Origin of the sequence: Streptomyces sp. NBC_01197, from assembly GCF_036010505.1 — a bacterium.
In the GTDB taxonomy this organism is placed as follows: Bacteria; Actinomycetota; Actinomycetes; order Streptomycetales; family Streptomycetaceae; genus Streptomyces.
On record NZ_CP108569.1, the window covers coordinates 2,125,839 to 2,144,287 of the forward strand.

At 71.2% G+C, this 18,449-nt stretch carries 15 protein-coding genes; 9 read left to right on the forward strand and 6 right to left on the reverse strand.

The window, feature by feature from the left end; translation table 11 throughout:
- Positions 1–23: 23 nt before the first annotated feature.
- A complete protein-coding gene (locus OG452_RS09450) occupies positions 24–1,616 on the reverse strand; it encodes an MFS transporter (protein WP_327295167.1) in 1,593 nt (530 codons plus the stop codon).
- Positions 1,617–1,760: 144 nt separating this feature from the next.
- Here OG452_RS09450 and OG452_RS09455 point away from each other — a divergent pair, with 144 nt between their 5' ends.
- Positions 1,761–2,387: a TetR/AcrR family transcriptional regulator gene (locus OG452_RS09455; RefSeq protein WP_327295168.1), complete on the forward strand. Its 627-nt coding sequence runs from the start codon at positions 1,761–1,763 to the stop codon at positions 2,385–2,387.
- 468 nt (positions 2,388–2,855) lie between these two features.
- Here OG452_RS09455 and OG452_RS09460 read toward each other — a convergent pair whose 3' ends face one another.
- The gene (locus tag OG452_RS09460; RefSeq protein WP_327295169.1) at positions 2,856–3,884 is read right to left on the reverse strand and encodes an alcohol dehydrogenase catalytic domain-containing protein; all 1,029 of its coding nucleotides are present in this window, start codon (positions 3,882–3,884) and stop codon (positions 2,856–2,858) included.
- Between the two features lie 297 nt (positions 3,885–4,181).
- Here OG452_RS09460 and OG452_RS09465 point away from each other — a divergent pair, with 297 nt between their 5' ends.
- On the forward strand, positions 4,182–4,760 hold the full coding sequence (locus OG452_RS09465) for a DNA-3-methyladenine glycosylase I (protein WP_327295170.1): 579 nt from the start codon (positions 4,182–4,184) through the stop codon (positions 4,758–4,760).
- An 18-nt stretch (positions 4,761–4,778) separates the two neighbouring features.
- On the opposite strand, the gene OG452_RS09470 is transcribed toward OG452_RS09465, so the two are convergent.
- The gene (locus tag OG452_RS09470; RefSeq protein WP_327295171.1) at positions 4,779–6,158 is read right to left on the reverse strand and encodes a cation:dicarboxylate symporter family transporter; all 1,380 of its coding nucleotides are present in this window, start codon (positions 6,156–6,158) and stop codon (positions 4,779–4,781) included.
- Positions 6,159–6,336: 178 nt separating this feature from the next.
- Here OG452_RS09470 and OG452_RS09475 point away from each other — a divergent pair, with 178 nt between their 5' ends.
- The 3 genes from OG452_RS09475 (at position 6,337) to OG452_RS09485 (ending at position 9,410) form a co-directional block, all read left to right on the forward strand.
- On the forward strand, positions 6,337–7,914 hold the full coding sequence (locus tag OG452_RS09475) for a sensor histidine kinase (protein WP_327295172.1): 1,578 nt from the start codon (positions 6,337–6,339) through the stop codon (positions 7,912–7,914).
- Positions 7,911–8,585: a response regulator gene (locus OG452_RS09480; RefSeq protein ID WP_327295173.1), complete on the forward strand. Its 675-nt coding sequence runs from the start codon at positions 7,911–7,913 to the stop codon at positions 8,583–8,585. Before OG452_RS09475 ends, OG452_RS09480 begins: the two co-directional genes overlap by 4 nt.
- Positions 8,586–8,735: 150 nt before the next feature.
- A complete protein-coding gene (locus OG452_RS09485; RefSeq protein WP_327295174.1) occupies positions 8,736–9,410 on the forward strand; it encodes a helix-turn-helix domain-containing protein in 675 nt (224 codons plus the stop codon).
- Positions 9,411–9,528: 118 nt separating this feature from the next.
- Here the strand turns inward: OG452_RS09485 and OG452_RS09490 are convergent, their stop codons facing one another.
- Positions 9,529–10,554, reverse strand: coding sequence for an ATP-dependent 6-phosphofructokinase (locus OG452_RS09490; protein WP_327295175.1), 1,026 nt, complete (start codon positions 10,552–10,554; stop codon positions 9,529–9,531).
- 308 nt (positions 10,555–10,862) lie between these two features.
- Here OG452_RS09490 and pta point away from each other — a divergent pair, with 308 nt between their 5' ends.
- The 3 genes from pta to pyk all read left to right on the forward strand — a co-directional run bounded on the left by pta (position 10,863) and on the right by pyk (position 15,679).
- Positions 10,863–12,962 (forward strand): phosphate acetyltransferase, encoded by a 2,100-nt coding sequence (pta, locus tag OG452_RS09495; protein ID WP_327295176.1) that lies wholly within the window; start codon positions 10,863–10,865, stop codon positions 12,960–12,962.
- Positions 12,959–14,164, forward strand: a complete 1,206-nt coding sequence (locus OG452_RS09500; RefSeq protein WP_327295177.1) for an acetate kinase — start codon at positions 12,959–12,961, stop codon at positions 14,162–14,164. Before pta ends, OG452_RS09500 begins: the two co-directional genes overlap by 4 nt.
- An 81-nt stretch (positions 14,165–14,245) precedes the next feature.
- On the forward strand, positions 14,246–15,679 hold the full coding sequence (pyk, locus tag OG452_RS09505) for a pyruvate kinase (RefSeq protein WP_327295178.1): 1,434 nt from the start codon (positions 14,246–14,248) through the stop codon (positions 15,677–15,679).
- A 161-nt stretch (positions 15,680–15,840) separates the two neighbouring features.
- Here the strand turns inward: pyk and OG452_RS09510 are convergent, their stop codons facing one another.
- Entirely contained in the window at positions 15,841–16,581 is a 741-nt protein-coding gene (locus tag OG452_RS09510) for an AraC family transcriptional regulator (protein WP_327299568.1), read from the reverse strand.
- A gap of 77 nt (positions 16,582–16,658) precedes the next feature.
- On the opposite strand from OG452_RS09510, the gene OG452_RS09515 reads away from it, so the two are divergent.
- Positions 16,659–17,522 carry an SDR family NAD(P)-dependent oxidoreductase gene (locus OG452_RS09515; protein ID WP_327295179.1) on the forward strand — a complete coding sequence of 288 codons (864 nt, stop codon included), beginning with the start codon at positions 16,659–16,661 and terminating at the stop codon, positions 17,520–17,522.
- Between the two features lie 313 nt (positions 17,523–17,835).
- Here OG452_RS09515 and OG452_RS09520 read toward each other — a convergent pair whose 3' ends face one another.
- Positions 17,836–18,414: a dihydrofolate reductase family protein gene (locus tag OG452_RS09520; protein WP_327295180.1), complete on the reverse strand. Its 579-nt coding sequence runs from the start codon at positions 18,412–18,414 to the stop codon at positions 17,836–17,838.
- Between the last annotated feature and the right edge of the window lie 35 nt (positions 18,415–18,449).

Below are 18,449 nucleotides of genomic sequence, written 5' to 3' on the forward strand. Positions count from 1 at the left end.
CCACACCGGGATGTCCTGATGCCTCAGGCCGCGGTGGCCGCCGGCTCCTTCTCCGGCGCCGCCTCCGGTTCCGTACGCCCGCCGCGGCCCGGGATCAGGACGGCGACCAGCACCGTACCCACCCCGAGGATCACCGCGCCGACCAGGCTGGTGTGGGCGACCGCCTGCGAGAAGGCGCTGTTCACCGCGTCCACCAGGGCGCGCCCCTGCTCGGGGCCCGCGGTGGCGGCGGCCTTCTGGGCAACGGCGAGGCCGGCGCCCACCGAGTCCTGAGCGGTGCTCAGCGCACCGGCGGGCAGCTTGCCGCCGACCGCGTCCGCGAGGTGCGAGGAGTACGCGCCGGAGAGTACCGATCCGAGAATCGCGATGCCCAGCGAGCCGCCCAGCTCGATCGAGGTGTCGTTGACCGCGCCGCCGACGCCGAGTTCGGACTCGGGGAACGCGCCCATGATCGCGTCGGTGCACGGTGAGAGGGCGAGCCCGATGGCCAGGCCGAGCAGGACCAGGGGCAGGACGAACTCCCCGTACCCCGAGCCCGCGTCGGTCCGGGTGAGCAGCGCCAGCGAGGCCGTGCCGCCGACCATGCCCGCGGTGACCGTGACGCGCATCCCGAGCCGGGGCGTCAGAACTCCGGTCAGCGCCGAGCCGACGAAGACCGCGCCGGCCAGCGGCAACATCCGTACCCCGGTCTCGAAGGCGTTGAAGCCCAGGACGAACTGGAGGTGCTGGGTCAGGTAGTAGAAGGCGCCGAACACGGCCAGGAAGAAGAGCGCGACGGCGAGATTCGACCCGGCGAACCCCCGGTCGAGGTAGCGCCGTACGTCGAGGACCGGGCGCGGGTGCCGCAGCTCCCACAGCACGAACACGACGAACCCGGCGCCCGCCACGACGGCGGCGGTGACGGCCTTGGCGCCCCAGCCGAAGTGCGGACCCTCAATGATCATGTAGACGAGGGCGCCGACGGAGACCACCGAGAGCAGCCCGCCCACGTAGTCGATCCGGCCGTCGTGACCGGCCTTCGACGGGGGTACGAGGACGAAGGCGCCGATGATGGCGAGGACCGCGATGGGTACGTTGATCAGGAACGTCGAGGCCCAGCCGTGGTGCTGGAGCAGCGCCCCGGCGACCAGCGGGCCGGCGGCTATGGCGAGCCCGGCGGTGGCCGTCCACAGGACGATCGCCTTGGCCCGCTCGGCGCGTGGGAAGCTCGCGGCGAGCAGCGACAGCGTGGCGGGCATGATCATCGCCGCGCCGATCCCCATGACGGCGCGGGCCGCGATGACGCCCGTCGCACTGCCGACCAGCGACCCGGCGACCGCTCCCCCGCCGAAGACGACGAGCCCCAGCACCAGCGCGCCGCGCCTGCTGTACTTGTCACCGATGGCACCGAGCAGCAGCATCAGCGCCGCGTAGGGGACGGTGTAGCCGTCGATGACCCACTGGAGATCGGCGCTGCTGAGCCCCAGGTCCCGCGTCATGTCGGGGGCGGCGACCGTCAGGGCGGTGTTCGCCATGACGATGATCAGCAGGCTCAGGCACAGAACCAGCAGCGCCCACCAGCGGCGCCGGTAGGGCCCTTCCATCTCCGCCACCGGTTGCTTCACCACGAGATTCATGACGTCCCACCACTCCCATCCACTGACATACGCCCACTGGCACACGCGGACTCGCACACGCCGTAGCCGCTCCCACCTACTTGCACAGTGTTGTGCAATTACACATTGCTGTGCAATTTAGCGCGCTTCACGGCGCGGTGCAAAATGGGGCCTGTGACTTCCGGACGAGCAGACGCCAACCGCCGCCGCATCCTGGACGTGGCGCTCACCGAGCTGCTGCACGACCCGGACGCCTCGATGGATCAGATCGCCCGCGCGGCCGGAGTCGTACGCCGCACCGTCTACGGCCACTTCCCCAGCCGCGAGGCGCTGATCGCCGCGCTCGTCGACAACGCGACGGCAGCCGTGGTCGAGGCCCACGCCACCGGCCGCGAAGGCATCAGCGACCCGGCCGAAGCGCTGGCCCGCGCGACCCTCGCGGTCTGGGAGATCGCCGACCGCTACCGGCTGCTGGTCGCACTGGCCCAGCGCAGCGTCACGATGGCGGGCATCAAACAGCGCCTCACCCCGGTACGTGAGATCTGCACGGCGCTGCTCCAATACGGCCTGGACGAGGGCACGTTCACCTCACCTCTGACCGCGGCGGCCCTGTCGTACGTGCATGAGCAGGCGCTGTTCGGCCTGATGGAGGCCGTCAATGAAGGAGCCCTCCCGGCGGAGGAGGGCGGAGCGGCGGCGGCCAGCACCCTGCTGATGACAGCGGGCGTACCGGCATCGCGAGCGGCCACAGTGGTGCGCGCGGCACTGGGGCGGGGGGGCGGCGGGGAGTGACACTCCTCCGCAGGGCCCGGGACACCGCGGCCACGCACGGCACCGGCCACTACGCCACGCCCCGCGTGCGCCGTCAACTCCCCAGGCGTGCGCCCCGGCTCTCGGCGATCCGCAGTGCGTCCACCAGGCACTCCGGCAGCCTGGCGGCGCCTGTGACGAGTTCGCATTTGCGTCGTCGTGCAACAGCGGCGGGATGCCGGTGGCCGCGGGCGGCCTGAACCCCGCCCTGCCCCCCAGCAGTACCACCCTCAACGGGAGTGCGTGTATCGGCACCTACGCGAAGAAGCTGGGTTCGTCGGTGCACCTGTTCAGCCTCAACGGCACCAACCCGACATTCAAGGAAGTGTGCGGCCGGTCAGCTATCTCCGGCATGCACAACAAGGAACCCATGGGCGGGCGCTTCGCGGTGTTCATGCTCAAGCACCGCTTACACCGTTGCCGACCGCGGAACCGGGGCCTGATCCAGCGTCAGCGCCCGGTCGTGAGGACCATGCGGAAGCGTGCCGCGCCCGACAGCATCCTGCTGAACGCCTCGTCCGCCTCCTCCAGCGGTGCCTCATCGGTCCACGAGCGGACTCCGGTCTGCTCGGCGAAGCGCAGGGTGTCCTCCGTGTCCACGGCGGTGCCCGACGCGTGGCCGTAGACCTTCTTCGTGTCGGTGATGAACTGCAGTCCGGTGAAGGTCATTTCGTCGGGGGTGGCCCCGACCACGATGAGTTCGCCGCGCCGTCCCAGACCGTCGAAGGTCTCCGTCATGGCCGGGCCGTGGGTGACCGTGGCGAGGACGGCCTTCGCTCCGCCCAGATTCTGCAGCGCGTCCGCGACGTGCTCGGCCGTGCTGTCGATGTAGTGCCTGGCGCCGAGGCTGTGGGCCAGCTTCGCCTTCTCCGCACCCCGGGCGATGGCCACCGTACGGAACCCCATCTTCGACGCGAACTGAACGCCGAGGTGGCCCAGTCCGCCGAGTCCGAGAATCGCGACCAGGTCGCCCGGGCCGGCCGCGCTGCGCCGCAGCGCGTTGAAGACCGTGACGCCCGCGCAGGCCAGCGGGGCCGCCTCCACAGAGGTCAGTGCGTCGGGGACGCGGGCCAGGGCGACCGCCGGTACGACGACCGCGTCGGCGTACCCGCCGGGGTAGGCGGCGCCCGGGATCTCCAGACGGGGGCAGTTGACGCCGTCGCCCTCCCGGCATGCCTCGCAGTAGCCGCAGCTGCCGCCGTACCAGCCGACAGCGACCCGGTCCCCGGCATCCCAGCCCTCGACGCCCGCGCCGATCGCGTCGATCCGGCCCGCGATCTCATGGCCGGTGGTCACCGGGAACGTCACCCCGGGCAGCATTCCGCCGGTGATCATCGCGTCGGAGTGGCAGATCCCGCACGCCTCCACCGCGATCCTGACGCGGCCAGGCCCCGGTTCCGGAAGTTCGGTCCGTACGAGGGTGAAGGGGCCGCCGGGCTCGGCGACCTGCATGGCGCGGGATGTGGGCGTGGATGTCATGGGGCCTTCCCTGCCTTCCGCGAGGTGGAGGGTACGAGGAGTGCTCGGGGCGTCGGTGTTCTGCCCGCCCCTCCCAGTGTGGGCATTCCGCGCCACATCGGCCACGCGCACCGGGCGGCGCGGCTCCCGGTGGCGCGTCGCGCCAGGTCAGCGGGGGTGCGGGAGGGAAGGCCGCCCGGTACGGAATCCGCTCGGGGCCCGTTGTCGGTGGCGGGTGGCAGCATGTGAACCGACCGCCTGCCCGCACTCCGCGACCCGACCTCACCCGCATCCCGACCGCGCCTCCAGGGAATCCGTATGAAGCACCCCGAACACCGCTGCGTCTGGGCGGACAGCTCCGACCTGATGGCCGCCTACCACGACGAGGAGTGGGGCCGCCCCTCGCACGACGACCGCTACCTCTTCGAATTCCTCGTCCTGGAGGGCGCCCAGGCCGGCCTCTCCTGGTCGACCGTGCTCAACAAGCGGGCCAACTACCGGCAGCTGCTTGACGGGTTCGACCCGGTGCGGATCGCCGAGTACGACGAGGACAAGCTGGCGGAGCTGCTCGGCGACCCGGGCATCGTACGGAACCGGCTGAAGGTCGCCTCGCTGGTCAAGAACGCCCGGGCCTTCCTCGCCGTACAGAAGGAGTTCGGCTCGTTCGACACGTACCTCTGGCAGTGGACCGGCGGGAAGCCGGTCATCAACCGGCCGGGGCCCGGCGACCCTCTCGCGACCAGTACCGAGCTCTCCGACCGGATCAGCAAGGACCTCAAGCGGCGCGGCTTCACCTTTGTCGGCACCACCATCGTCTACGCCTACCTCGAAGCCGTGGGCGTCGTCGACGACCACTGGGCGGGCTGCCCGGCAGTGGTCGCGCCACTGCCGGGCTGAGCCACGGCCCTGCGGGTGTCAGGCCCGGGGCGCCGCCTCCTTGTCGCCCTCCCTGGGCAGTGGCATGTCCTGCGGGACCCCGGCCGCGTCGGCCTCAGCGCCCTCCGGCCGGTCGTCCATCAGCGTCGCCTCGTCGAACGGCAGCCGGCCGGACAGCACCTCCGCCGCCCGCGCCTTGTCGATCTCCTTCGTCCAGGTGCCCACAAGGACTGTCGCGACGGCGTTCCCCGCGAAGTTCGTCATCGCCCGCGCCTCACTCATGAAGCGGTCGATACCGACGATCAGGCCGACCCCGTCGACCAGGTCGGGGCGGTGCGACTGGAGCCCTCCGGCGAGCGTGGCGAGGCCCGCGCCGGTGACGCCCGCCGCCCCCTTGGACGCGACGATCATGAAGAGCAGCAGCGAGATCTGCTCGCCGCCGCTCAGCGGCTTGTCCATCGCGTTGGCGACGAAGAGGGACGACATCGTCAGATAGATCGCGGTGCCGTCGAGGTTGAAGGAGTACCCCGTCGGGACCGTGATCCCGGCGACCGGCCTGCTCACGCCCAGGTGCTCCATCTTCGCGATCAGCCGCGCCAGCGCCGACTCCGACGACGAGGTCGAGAGGATCAGCAGGAACTCGCGGCCCAGGTACTTCAGCAGCATGAAGATGTTCATGCCCGCGATCAGCCGCAGCAGCGCGCCGAGCACGACGAAGACGAAGAGCGCGCAGGTCAGATAGAAACCGATCATGATGACGGCCAGCGACTTCAGCGCGTCCACACCCGTCTCGCCGACCACCGCGGCCATCGCGCCGAACGCGCCCACCGGGGCCGCCCACATGATCATGGCGAGGATCCGGAACACCAGCCGCTGGATGTGCTCGATACCGCGCAGCACCGGCCGCCCCGCCGGGCCGATCGCCTGGAGCGCGAACCCGCAGAGCAGCGCGATCAGCAGCGTCTGCAGGACCTGGCCCTCGGTGAAGGCGGAGACCATCGTCGTCGGGATGATCCCGAGCAGGAAGTCCGCGGTGGAATCCCCTCCGCCGGTGGCCTGCGCGGCGCCCGCGTGCCGCACCGCCTCGGTCAGATGCAGCCCGGAGCCCGGCTCCAGCACGTTCCCGACGACGAGGCCGATGGCGAGCGCCACCGTCGACATCACCAGGAAGTAGCCGAGTGCCAGACCGCCGACCGCACCGACCTTGGCCGCCTTGCGGACCGAGCCGACCCCCAGCACGATCGTGCAGAAGATGATCGGCGAGATCATCATCTTGATGAGATTCACGAACCCCGTGCCCAGCGGCTTGAGTTCGACTGCGACCCCGGGTGCGGCGAAGCCGACCACGATGCCGAGCACCACAGCGGCGATCACCGCGAGATACAGATAGTGCGTACGGTCCCGCTTCTTTGCGGACACGCTTGCCTCCTCGTACAGGTCTGGTCCAGGTCCGGTACGGGCCCGGCCCAGGTCGATCCACGTCCGATCCACATCCCTGACCATCCCGGTGGATCCCCGCGACTCTCCAACAGCCTGTGACCGCGGTCACCCTTACGTGCATTTCGTTCACGCATTTCGCAGCGTGCAGACTGTCGACATGTACATACGCACCCCACGGCCCCGCAGCCTGGCCGGCCAGCTCTTCGCGATGCAGGTCGTGCTGGTGGCGGTGATCGTGGCCGGGTGCGCGGTGTTCAGCTATGTGTCCGACCAGCGCCAGGCCCAGGACGCCGCCCGGCGCCAGGCCACCGCCGCCGCGACCGCCGTGGCGCTCTCCCCCTCCGTGCGCCGGGCGACCGTCTCCGAGGACCCGTCGGCGGTGCTCCAGCCGTACGCCGAGCAGGTGCGCCGCTCCACCGGCGTGGCCTTCGTGACGATCATGGACGTCCACGGGATCCGCTGGACGCACCCCGACCCGGCCAGGATCGGTGAGCACTACCTGGGCCACACCGCGGAGGCGCTGCACGGCAGGACGTACGCCGAGACGTACACGGGCACGCTAGGGCCGTCCGCCCGGGTCGTCACCCCGGTCCGGGCCGACGGCAGCGCGCACGGCAGGGTCACCGGGCTGGTCAGCGCGGGCATCACCGTGGACCGGATCGACGCGCAGCTCCAGGCGCAGGTGAGTGTGCTGCTCTGGTTCGCTGGGGTCGCCCTCGCGCTGGGCGGCGTCGGTACGTACGTCATCAACGCGCGGCTGCGCCGGCACACGCACGGGATGAACCCGGCCGAGCTGAGCCGGATGCACGACTACCACCAGGCCACCCTGCACGCCGTGCGGGAGGGGCTGCTGATGCTGGACAGCGGCCGCCGTATCGCGCTCATCAACGACGGCGGCCGAGAGCTGCTGGGGCTCAGCGACGACGTGGTGGGCCGCAGCGCCGCCGACCTGGGGCTGCCCGCCCCGCTCACCGGGCTGCTGCTCGCCGACGGGCCCCGGGTGGACGAGGTGCATCTGACCACCGACCGGGTCGTGGTCGTCAACAGCCGTCCGGTCTCGTCGGGCGAGCACCGGGGCACGGTGGTCACCCTGCGCGACCGCACCGAGCTCCAGGCGCTCGCCGGCGAACTGGACTCGGAGCGCGGCTTCACCCAGGCGCTGCGCGCGCAGGCCCATGAGGCCGCCAACCGGCTGCACACGGTCGTCTCGCTGATCGAGCTGGGGCGGGCCGCGGAGGCGGTGGAGTTCGCCACCGGCGAGCTGGAGCTGGCGCAGACCCTCACCGACCGGGTGGTGGGCGCCGTGGACGAACCGGTGCTGGCCGCACTGCTGCTCGGCAAGGCGGCCCAGGCCAACGAACGCGGGGTCGAACTCGTGCTGGCCGATGACAGTGTCCTGGACGACGGGCTGCTGCCCGCGCGCGACCTGGTCACGATCCTCGGCAACCTCATCGACAACGCGGTCGACGCGGCCCAGGGCAGCGACGGCGCCCGGGTCACCGTGACGGTGCGCGCAGCGGACGGCGAGCTGCTGATACGGGTCCTCGACACCGGCCCCGGCGTCGCCCCGGGCGACGACGTCTTCCGGCTCGGCTGGTCGACGAAGAGCACCGGCCGGGGCCTCGGGCTGGCCCTGGTCAGGCAGACCGTCCAGCGAGGTGGGGGTACGGTCACGGCGGCGGGCTCCGAGTTCGTCGTACGGCTGCCGGTCCGACAGGAGGTGACCCCGGCGTGATCAGGGTGCTGGTGGTCGAGGACGACCCGGTCGCGGCGGACGCGCACGAGCTGTACGTGGGCCGGGTGCCCGGCTTCACCGTCACCGGGAAGGCCCACTCCAGGGCGGAGGCCGTGCGGATCCTGGACCGTACCCCCGTCGACCTGCTGCTGCTCGATCTGCATCTGCCCGACGGCCACGGCCTCCAGCTGGTCCGCTCGCTGCGCACCGCGGGGCACACCGCCGACGTCATCGCGGTGACCTCGGCGCGCGATCTTGCCGTCGTACGGGAGGGGGTCTCGCTCGGTGTCGTGCAGTACGTGCTGAAGCCGTTCACGTTCGCCACCCTGCGGGACCGCCTGGTGCGTTACGCCGACTTCCGGGGGGCGGCGGCGGGCGAGGCGAGCGGCCAGGACGAGGTGGACCGGGCGCTCGCCACCCTGCGTACACCCGAACCGGCCTCGCTCCCCAAGGGGTTGAGCGCGCCGACGCTCGAGGCGGTGACCCGCACACTGCGGGCGGCGGGCGGCGGGACCACGGCCACCGCGACAGGGGAGGCGGTCGGCATCTCACGGATCACCGCGCGCCGCTATCTGGAGCATCTGGTGACGACCGGCCGGGCCGTGCGCCGCCCGCAGTACGGGCAGATCGGGCGCCCCGAGCTGCAGTACCGCTGGCTGAGCAGCCCGTAGCGGGGCGTACAAGCCTTTCACGCGGAACGGCGGCCGGCGGCCGGGAGGGGCGGCGCCCGGCATGACCGCACCCCCGTACCTTTCTCCACATATCAAGACTGTGTGAACAAACCGTATTCGCGGGACCGTCCTTGCCCTTACCGTGTGCCCGTGCACCAGACCCCGCCCTTCGATGCTGCCGCCGCACGCCGCCTCCGCGAGGCGCTGGGTATGGCGCCCGGCCACGTCGCCTACGGGCTCCGCGCCCAGTACGGGCTGCTTGTCACCCCGGATGTGGTGGCCGCCTGGGAACGCGGCCTCCAGACGCCGACCGCACGGGAGCTGACGGCGCTCGCCGGGGTGCTGTGGTGCTCCCCCGGGGACCTGCTGATGGAGGCGGTCACCCTGCGCGAGCACCGGCTGGCCCGCGGGATGGCACCGGAGGACGTGGCCCGGCAGGTCGGCATGGACACCGGGGCCTATCTCAAGGTCGAGGAGTCGGGGCGCTGGCGGGGCAACGAACGCCAGTCGGCGGCGCTCGCCGACGCCCTCGCGCTGACCCCGGCGGCGTTCCTGACGGCGACGGGCCGCGACGGTGAGCTGGCCGGGATCCTGACCAGCGCGGTGACGACCCGCTGGCAGGCCCACGTCAAGGCCACGGCCAAGCTGGTACCGCTGCCCCGCCCCGCGCTGGAGAAGGTGCTGGAGCAACTGCACTCCGACTACCAGGCGCTGATGGTGGCGACCCTCAACTGGGGGTCGACGGAGGCGGCCGGCACGGGCGACGCGGGGCGGGCCTTCCTGGACTCGATCGTGGTGCGGTTCTGGGAACTCGCCGGGGCCTGAGGCTGGGCTGCTGAACCCGGGACTGAGACGGGACCGAGACGGGGCTGAGGCGGCCCCGTCGGAGGGCACTCCGGAGTGGGGAGCCCCGCCCTGTCGGCGTCCCTAGTGCCGCGCGGCACTAGAAGACCGACTCCGCCTCGTACATCCGGCTCTCGTCGACCGTCTTCAGATGCGTCACCGCGTCCGCGAGCGGCACCATCGCGATGTCCGTGCCGCGCAGCGCCGTCATATTGCCGAAGTCGCCGCGGTGCACCGCCTCCACCGCGTGCCAGCCGAAACGCGTCGCCAGGACGCGGTCGTACGCGGTGGGGGTGCCGCCGCGCTGGACGTGGCCGAGGATGACCGGCCTGGCCTCCTTGCCGAGCCGGGTCTCCAGCTCGACGGCGAGACGGGTACCGATGCCGGCGAAGCGCTCGTGGCCGAACTGGTCGATGACGCCCTTCTCGTACGGCATGGAGCCCTCTGCCGGGTGTGCGCCCTCGGCGACGCAGATGACCGCGAACCGCTTCCTGCGGGAGAAGCGCTCCTCGACCATCTTCACCAAGTCGTCGACCTGGAAGCGGCGCTCCGGGAGGCAGATGCCGTGGGCGCCGCCCGCCATGCCGGACTCCAGCGCGATCCACCCCGCGTGCCGGCCCATGACCTCGACGACCATCACGCGCTGGTGCGACTCGGCGGTGGTCTTCAGCCGGTCGATCGCCTCGGTCGCGACGCCGACGGCCGTGTCGAAGCCGAAGGTGCGGTCGGTGCCCGAGATGTCGTTGTCGATGGTCTTCGGGACGCCCACCACGGGCATCCCGGCGTCGGAGAGCATCCGGGCCGCGGTGAGGGTGCCCTCGCCGCCGATCGGGATGAGCGCGTCGATGGCGTACCGCTCGGTCAGTTCGGCACAGTTCTCGGCGGCCTCGCGCAGCCGGTCGCGCTCCAGGCGGGCGGAGCCGAGGATGGTGCCGCCGCGGGCGAGGATGCCGCTGACCGCGTTGAGGTCGAGGGGGCGGTAGTGGCCGTCGAGCAGGCCCTTGAAGCCGTCCTCGAAGCCGATGACTTCGTCGTTGTGCCCGGCCACGGCACGGTGCACGACCGACCGGATGACGGCATTGAGACCGGGGCAGTCGCCGCCCGCGGTGAGGACTCCGATGCGCATCGTGCTGATTCTCCTGCTCCTAGTGGTACGTGCGAGCCATGCCGATTCTTCCACGGCCGGTCGCGCGTGGGGCGTTCGCGGCCGTCCCGTACACGGGCGTGGACAGGCGGCCCAGCCAGCCCCGAGGGTACTGTCAAGAGGGCGCGCGGGGCCGCGGCGAGCGCCCCCCGGGCCCCGGCGCCGCGTCGGGGAGGCTCGGCGGCATCATCGCCAGGCCCGCGGGAAACAGAGCCCGTAAAGACCAGGCCCGTAAAGACCAAAGCCCGTAAAGACCACACAGAGGACGAGGCAGAGGACGGAGAGCACGCGTGACGCGCAGCGTGTACGTGACCGGGATCGATCGCGGCGACGGCCGTCAGGTCGTCGAGCTGGGGGTCATGGAGCTCCTCACCCGTCAGGTGGACCGGGTCGGGATCTTCCGGCCGCTGGTGCACGACGGTCCTGACCGGATGTTCGAGCTGCTGCGGTCCCGCTACCGGCTGAGCCAGGACCCGGCGTCGGTGTACGGCATGGACTACCACGAGGCGTCCGCCCTCCAGGCCGAGCAGGGCACGGACGAGCTGGTCTCGCACCTGGTCGGCCGCTTCCACGAGGTGGCGCGCGGGTACGAGGTGGTGCTCGTCCTCGGCACCGACTTCGCCGCCACCCAGCTCCCCGACGAGCTGGCCCTGAACGCGCGGCTGGCGAACGAGTTCGGCGCGTCCGTGATCGCGGTCGTCGGCGGCAAGGGGCAGCCGCCAGAGTTCGTACGCTCCGAGACCCGCAACGCCTACCGCGCGTACGAGGCACTGGGCTGCGACGTCATCACCATGGCGGTGAACCGGGTGGCCCCCGGCGACCGCGCCGAGCTGGCCGCACAGCTCGCCGCGCAGCTTCCGGTGCCGTGCTCGGTGCTGCCCGACGAGCCGGCGCTGGCCGCGCCGACGGTTGCCCAGATCAGCCACGCGCTGGGCGGCACGGTACTGCTGGGCGACGAGGCGGGGCTGGCCAGGGACGCGCTGGACTTCGTGTTCGGCGGGGCCATGCTGCCGAACCTGCTGAACGCGCTGACGCCCGGCTGCCTGGTCGTCACCCCCGGCGACCGGTCGGACCTGGTGGTCGGCTCGCTCGCCGCGCACAGCGCGGGCACCCCGCCGATCGCCGGTGTGCTGCTGACGCTGGACGAGCGCCCCGGCGAGGCGATCCTCAGGCTGGCCGGCCGGCTGGCGCCCGGCACCCCGGTGGTCGCGGTGACGGGCGGTTCGTTCCCGACAGCGGGTGAGCTGTTCGCCCTGGAGGGCCGGATGGACGCGGCGACCCCGCGCAAGGCGGAGACCGCGCTGGGCCTCTTCGAGCGCCATGTGGACAGCGCGGAGCTGCTTGACCGGCTCTCGGTGGCCCGCAGCGGCCGGGTCACCCCGATGATGTTCGAGCACGAGCTGCTGGAGACCGCGCGGGCCGACCGCCGCCGGGTGGTACTGCCCGAGGGCACCGAGGAGCGGGTGCTGCGCGCCGCCGACATCCTGCTGCGCCGCGGGGTCTGCGAGCTGACGCTGCTCGGCGATCCGGAGACCGTCCGCAAGAAGGCGGCCGACCTGGGCATCGATCTGTCACGGGCCGATGTCACCGACCCGGTGACGTCCGGGCTGCGCCAGCGGTTCGCCGAGGTATACGCGAAGCTCCGCGCGCACAAGGGCGTGAGCGTCGAGCTGGCCCACGACGTGGTCGCCGACCCCTCGTACTTCGGCACGCTGATGGTCCAGGAGGGCCTGGCCGACGGCATGGTCTCCGGCACGGTGCACTCGACGGCCGCCACGATCCGGCCCGCCTTCGAGATCATCAAGACCAAGGAGGATGCGTCGATCGTCTCGTCGGTGTTCTTCATGTGCCTCGCCGACAAGGTGCTCGTGTACGGCGACTGCGCGGTCAACCCCGACCCGGACGACCGGCAGCTCGCGGACATCGCGATCCAGGCCGCGGCGACGGCCGCCCAGTTCGGAGTGGAGCCGCGCATCGCGATGCTCTCGTACTCGACCGGCACCTCGGGTTCGGGTGCGGACGTCGACAAGGTACGCCGGGCCACCGAGCTGGTCCGGGCGGCCAGACCGGATCTGCTGATCGAGGGGCCCATCCAGTACGACGCGGCGGTCGAGCCGTCCGTGGCCGCCACCAAACTGCCCGGGTCGGCGGTCGCGGGGCAGGCCAGCGTGCTGATCTTCCCGGATCTCAACACCGGCAACAACACCTACAAGGCCGTGCAGCGCTCGGCCGGAGCCGTGGCGGTGGGCCCGGTGCTCCAGGGGCTGCGCAAGCCGGTCAACGACCTGTCGCGGGGCGCGCTCGTCGAGGACATCGTCAACACCGTCGCGATCACCGCGATCCAGGCTCAGGGCGAGGGCCGGAGCCGGGCCCAGGAGGGATCCGTATGACCGCCACCCGTGTCCTCGTTCTCAACTCCGGCTCCTCGTCGTTGAAGTACCAGCTCCTGGACATGGCGGACGGCAACAGGCTGGCGACGGGTCTTGTCGAGCGGATCGGCGAGGCGGCCTCGCGCTGTGTGCACACGCTCCTCGCGCACGGCGGCTCCACCCGCGAGCGGAGCGGCCACATCGCCGACCACTCCGCGGCGCTGAAGGCCGTCGCGGCCGAGCTGGAGGCCGACGGGCTCGGCCTGGACTCCCCCGAACTGGCGGCGATCGGCCACCGGGTGGTGCACGGCGGGCTGCGGTTCACCGCTCCGACCGTCGTGGACGACGCGGTGCTCAAGGAGATCGAGCGTCTGGTGCCGGTCGCCCCGCTGCACAACCCCGCCAACATCCTCGGCATCCGCACCGCCCGCGAGCTGCGCCCCGACCTTCCTCAAGTGGCCGTGTTCGACACCGCGTTCCATACGACGATGCCGGAGTACGCGGCCCGGTACGCCATCGACGTGGAGACCGCGGACGCCCATCGCATCCGCCGGTACGGCTTCCACGGCACCTCCCACGCGTACGTCTCGCGGAAGACCGCCGCGCTGCTCGGCCGTACCCCCGAGGAGGTCAACGTCATCGTGCTGCACCTCGGCAACGGGGCGTCGGCGTCCGCGGTGGCGGGCGGGGTCTGCATGGACACCTCCATGGGGCTGACGCCGCTGGAGGGCCTGGTGATGGGCACGCGTTCCGGTGACATCGATCCGGCCGTGGTCTTCCACCTCACCCGGGTGGCCGGAATGTCCGTGGACGAGATCGACGCGCTGCTCAACAAGAAAAGCGGTCTGGTCGGGCTCTGCGGGGACAATGACATGCGGGAGATCATCCGCCGGACGGACGAGGGCGACCAGCGGGCGGAACTCGCATTCGCCATCTACGTACAGCGGTTGAAGAAGTACATAGGGGCCTATACCGCGGTACTCGGCCGGGTGGACGCGGTGGCGTTCACCGCGGGAGTCGGTGAGAACTCGGCTCCGGTGCGCGCGGCCGCCGTCGCGGGGCTGGACGGGCTGGGTCTGGCGGTCGATGCCGGGCTCAATGCCGTACGTTCCGACAAAGCCCGGTTTATTTCCCCGGAGGGGTCCCGGGTGGCTGTGGCCGTGGTTCCGACGGATGAGGAACGTGAAATCGCGCAGCAGGTATACGCCTTGGTGAATGACTGACACCTGAGCGCCGTACCGCCCATTTGTACTTTCCGCCAGACGGAATATTCCGTTGCGAAACAAACCGATAGGATCCGCCTCATGCGCCGTTCCAAAATCGTCTGCACACTGGGCCCAGCCGTCGACTCCTATGAGCAGCTGAAAACGCTCATCGAAGCCGGCATGAATGTGGCCCGTCTGAATATGAGCCACGGGTCCCACGCGGAGCACGAGGAGCGGTACCACCGCGTCCGCAAGGCTTCCCAGGACACCGGCCGCGCCGTGGGGGTACTCGCCGACCTCCAGGGCCCCAAGATCCGCCTGGAGACCTTCGCCGAGGGCCCCGTCGAGCTGGTACGTGGTGACGAGTTCACCATCACCGCCGACGACGTCGCGGGTGACAAGACCATCTGCGGCACCACCTACAAGGGCCTGCCCGGCGATGTCACCAAGGGCGACCCGATCCTGATCAACGACGGAAACGTCGAGCTCAAGGTCGTCGAGGTCGAGGGCCCCGAGGTCAGGACCATCGTCATCGAGGGCGGTGTCATCTCCGACCACAAGGGCATCAACCTGCCCGGCGCCGCGGTGAACGTCCCGGCCCTGTCCGAGAAGGACATCGAGGACCTGCGGTTCGCGCTGCGGATGGGCTGCGACCTGGTCGCGCTCTCCTTCGTGCGCGACGCGAGCGACGTCATCGACGTGCACAAGATCATGGACGAGGAGGGCCGCCGGGTCCCCGTCATCGCCAAGGTCGAGAAGCCGCAGGCGGTCGCCCACATGGAGGGCGTCGTCGCGGCCTTCGACGGTGTCATGGTCGCCCGTGGCGACCTGGCCGTCGAGTACCCGCTCGAAAAGGTCCCGATGGTGCAGAAGCGCCTCATCGAGCTCTGCCGCCGCAACGCCAAGCCGGTGATCGTCGCGACCCAGATGATGGAGTCGATGATCACCAACTCGCGCCCGACGCGCGCCGAGGCGTCCGACGTCGCCAACGCGATCCTCGACGGCGCCGACGCGGTCATGCTCTCCGCCGAGTCGAGCGTGGGCGCGTACCCGGTCGAGACCGTCAAGACGATGTCGAAGATCGTGGTCGCCGCCGAGGAGGAGCTGCTCTCCAAGGGCCTCCAGCCGCTGGTGCCCGGCAAGAAGCCGCGCACCCAGGGCGGTTCGGTGGCCCGTGCGGCCTGCGAGATCGCGGACTTCCTCAACGCGAAGGCGCTGGTCGCCTTCACCCAGTCCGGCGACACGGCCCGCCGTCTCTCCCGCTACCGCACCTGCCAGCCGGTCCTCGCCTTCACCACGGACGAGGCGACCCGCAGCCAGCTCGCGCTGAGCTGGGGCGTCGAGTCGTACGTGGTCCCGCACGTGGACAACACCGACGCGATGGTCGAGCTGGTCGACGCCGAGCTGCTCAAGCTCAAGCGCTACAGCGACGGCGACCGCATGATCATCACCGCGGGCTCGCCCCCCGGCGTCCCCGGCACCACCAACATGGTCCGGGTGCACCACCTGGGCGGCGAGGACAACCAGAGCTGACCTCCTGCTCCGTACGCCTGTGGCCCGCACCCCGCTGACGGGGGTACGGGCCACAGGCGTGGAGCCGGGACCGGTTCCACTGGAAGCAGCGCCGTCGGGCCGCCGACGACCGGGCTGATGTTCTGTCACTTCACGCTCTGCTGGTTCACGCCCTGCTGCTTTCACGGGGCGCATGGAGTCGCGGCCGGGAGGCGGCCCGCGCGGAAGGCCGCCGGTGACACTCCCATCAGCGTGTGGAAGTCGGCCGTCATATGGGACTGGTCGTAGTAGCCGGTGTCCGATGCGAGTGCCGCCAGCCTTGCGGAGCCCGCCCCGGCCAGCACGGCGCGGACGCGCTGGATCCGGGCGAAGCGCTTGGGCGACAGACCGACCCGGTCGGTGAACAGGTCGCGCAGGTGGCGTTCGCTGACCGACAGCCGCCTGGCGAGCGCGGCGACCCGTACGCCGGTGGTGGACAGCGATTCGACGGCCTCGCGGAGCAGCAGATCGCGGGCGTCCGCGTCGTTTCGCAGGCTTTCGAGCAGTGCGTCCTGGATGCCCCGAAGAGTCGGGCCGGGGCCGGTCAGCTCGTTGAGCCGGTGCTCGACGCGGGTCGCGCGCTCGCCCCACAAGGCGGTGAGCGGCACGGCCTGGTCCCGCAGTTCGCTGACCGGGACGCCGAACACCGCCCTGGCAGCGCCGGGCCGCAGCCGGACCCTGACGCACATCGGCAGCTCCTTGCCCGGATGGCAGGACGCGCGGCTGCGCGGGCCGACCACGCGCAGATCGCCGTCGCGCGCGCCCGTCCTGCGATAGACCAGTGCGGTGGCGGCGTCGGGCAGGTGCACCAGCGGCAGGGTGCTTTCGGGCCGCATCAGCGTCACGTCCGCGATCCAGGGCCGGAGCGCGGGCATGGGGATCATCGCGTTCACGCCGGCCGCTCCTGAGGGCTGCCGATTTTTCCTATAGCCGGGCGGCAGCGGGCGGCAGAGTGCTCGGCATGATCCTTGTTACGGGTGCGACAGGCACCATCGGTACTGAAGTGGTCCGGATCCTGGCCGAGCGCGGCGAGCGGGTCAGGGCCATGACGCGGAACCCTCAAGGCGCGAATCTGCCCGCGGAGGCTGCACGGCCCGCGGAGGTCGTACAGGGGGACTTCGACAACCGCGACTCCCTCGACGCCGCGGTGGCCGGGGCCGACGTGGTCTTCCTGCTGGACGCGCCGGGCCCCTGGATCGAGCGGCACGACCTGGCGATGCTCGACGCCGTGCGGTCCCACGGCGTCGGAAGGGTGGTGAAGCTGTCGGCCATCGGCACCGGCGAGAACACCGGGCTCCGGGTCGGCGGCTGGCATCTTCCCGGCGAGCGGGCGCTGCACGAGGGCGAGGCGGCCTGGACGATCCTGCGGCCCAGCAGCTTCGCCACCAACACCCTGCACTGGGCCTCCACGATCCGGGCGGGGCAGCCGATCGCCAACCTGACCGGGGACGGCGCCCAGGGCGTGATCGATCCACGCGACATCGCCGAGGTCGCGGTCGCGGCGCTGACCACGCCCGACCACACGGGCAGGACCTACACCCTGACCGGCCCCGAGATGCTGAGCGTGCCCGACCAGGTGAACGTCCTGCGGAAGGTGCTCGGCCGCCCGATCGAGACCGTCGACGTGCCGCTGCACGTGGCGAAGCAGCAGATGATCGCCGCCGGCCGGGACCCGGAGTTCGCCGAGGGGGCCGTGCACGGCCAGAGGTTCATCGCCGAGGGTGGGAACGCCCGGCTGACCGGTGACGTGGCGGCCGTGCTCGGCCGGGCGGCACGCACCTATGCCACGTGGGCCGACGACCACCGGGCCAGGTTCGGCGCCTGAGCGCTGTCCCGCTGCCCACGGCCTGTCGGTCACGCCCGCTCCCTGCCGTCCATGGTCGGCTCCCGCTCTCTCAGGAGGACCGAGGGTACGCCTTGTTGGCGATGGGTCAGCTGTCGCCGGCGCGAGCCGGCAGGAAGACGCCGGTGAACGCGTCCGCGCCGAGCCGGAGGGCCATGGCCATGGTCGCGGTCGCGACGGTGCCGTGGACGTCGATGACGTCGATGCGGCGGGAGCGGGCCGGCTCGTCCGGGGGTCGGCCCGCCCTGGACGAGAGCGCAGTACGCGTCCAGGCGCCACGAGACGAAGGCGCCGGTTACTCCGTGGCGGCCCCACCGGCCCGCCGGTAGTGCATCAGGACCACGCCGTTGCCGAAGGTCCGGGACTCCGCGAGGTGGAGATCGAGGGTGGCCCCGGCCGCCGGGAAGAGCGGCGTGCCCCCGCCGATGAGCACCGGGTGGACGTAGATACGGAACTCGTCGATCAGCCCGTGCGCCATGAAGGACGCGGCGAGACCGGCCCCGCCGAGCGACAGGTCCCCGCCGGGTGCGGCCTTGAGCGCGCGCACTTCCTCCGGGACCACCTCCCGTACGACGGTGGTGTTCCAGTCGGCCCGTTCCAGGGTCCGGGAGTACACGGTCTTGGGCATCTCGCGCCAGATGGCGGCGAATTCCTTCGTGATCTCGCTGCAGGACGGGTCGGCGTCCGCGGTCGGCCAGAAGTCGGCCATCAGCTCATGGACCACCCGGCCGTGCAGGAAGCCGCCCATCGTCGCCAGGTACGCGTTGAGGTGGTGGTGGAGTTCGTCGTCGACCCGGTGCCAGCTGATGTCCTGGCCGGGGCCTTCGATATACCCGTCCAGGGACATCCCCATCGTCAGGATGATCTTTCGCATCGCGGTCCTCGCAGGGGTCTGGGCGTCATGGGATC

Bases quoted from the DNA above. Each gene is read 5' to 3' on its own strand.
- OG452_RS09500 (WP_327295177.1), top strand. From the start codon at position 12,959: ATGACCGCCACCCGTGTCCTCGTTCTCAACTCCGGCTCCTCGTCGTTG.
- OG452_RS09520 (WP_327295180.1), bottom strand. From the start codon at position 18,414: ATGCGAAAGATCATCCTGACGATGGGGATGTCCCTGGACGGGTATATC.
- OG452_RS09510 (WP_327299568.1), bottom strand. From the start codon at position 16,581: ATGATCCCCATGCCCGCGCTCCGGCCCTGGATCGCGGACGTGACGCTG.
- OG452_RS09490 (WP_327295175.1), bottom strand. From the start codon at position 10,554: ATGCGCATCGGAGTCCTCACCGCGGGCGGCGACTGCCCCGGTCTCAAT.
- OG452_RS09465 (WP_327295170.1), top strand. From the start codon at position 4,182: ATGAAGCACCCCGAACACCGCTGCGTCTGGGCGGACAGCTCCGACCTG.
- OG452_RS09450 (WP_327295167.1), bottom strand. From the start codon at position 1,616: ATGAATCTCGTGGTGAAGCAACCGGTGGCGGAGATGGAAGGGCCCTAC.
- OG452_RS09460 (WP_327295169.1), bottom strand. From the start codon at position 3,884: ATGACATCCACGCCCACATCCCGCGCCATGCAGGTCGCCGAGCCCGGC.
- OG452_RS09455 (WP_327295168.1), top strand. From the start codon at position 1,761: ATGGGGCCTGTGACTTCCGGACGAGCAGACGCCAACCGCCGCCGCATC.
- OG452_RS09475 (WP_327295172.1), top strand. From the start codon at position 6,337: ATGTACATACGCACCCCACGGCCCCGCAGCCTGGCCGGCCAGCTCTTC.
- OG452_RS09515 (WP_327295179.1), top strand. From the start codon at position 16,659: ATGATCCTTGTTACGGGTGCGACAGGCACCATCGGTACTGAAGTGGTC.
- pyk (WP_327295178.1), top strand. From the start codon at position 14,246: ATGCGCCGTTCCAAAATCGTCTGCACACTGGGCCCAGCCGTCGACTCC.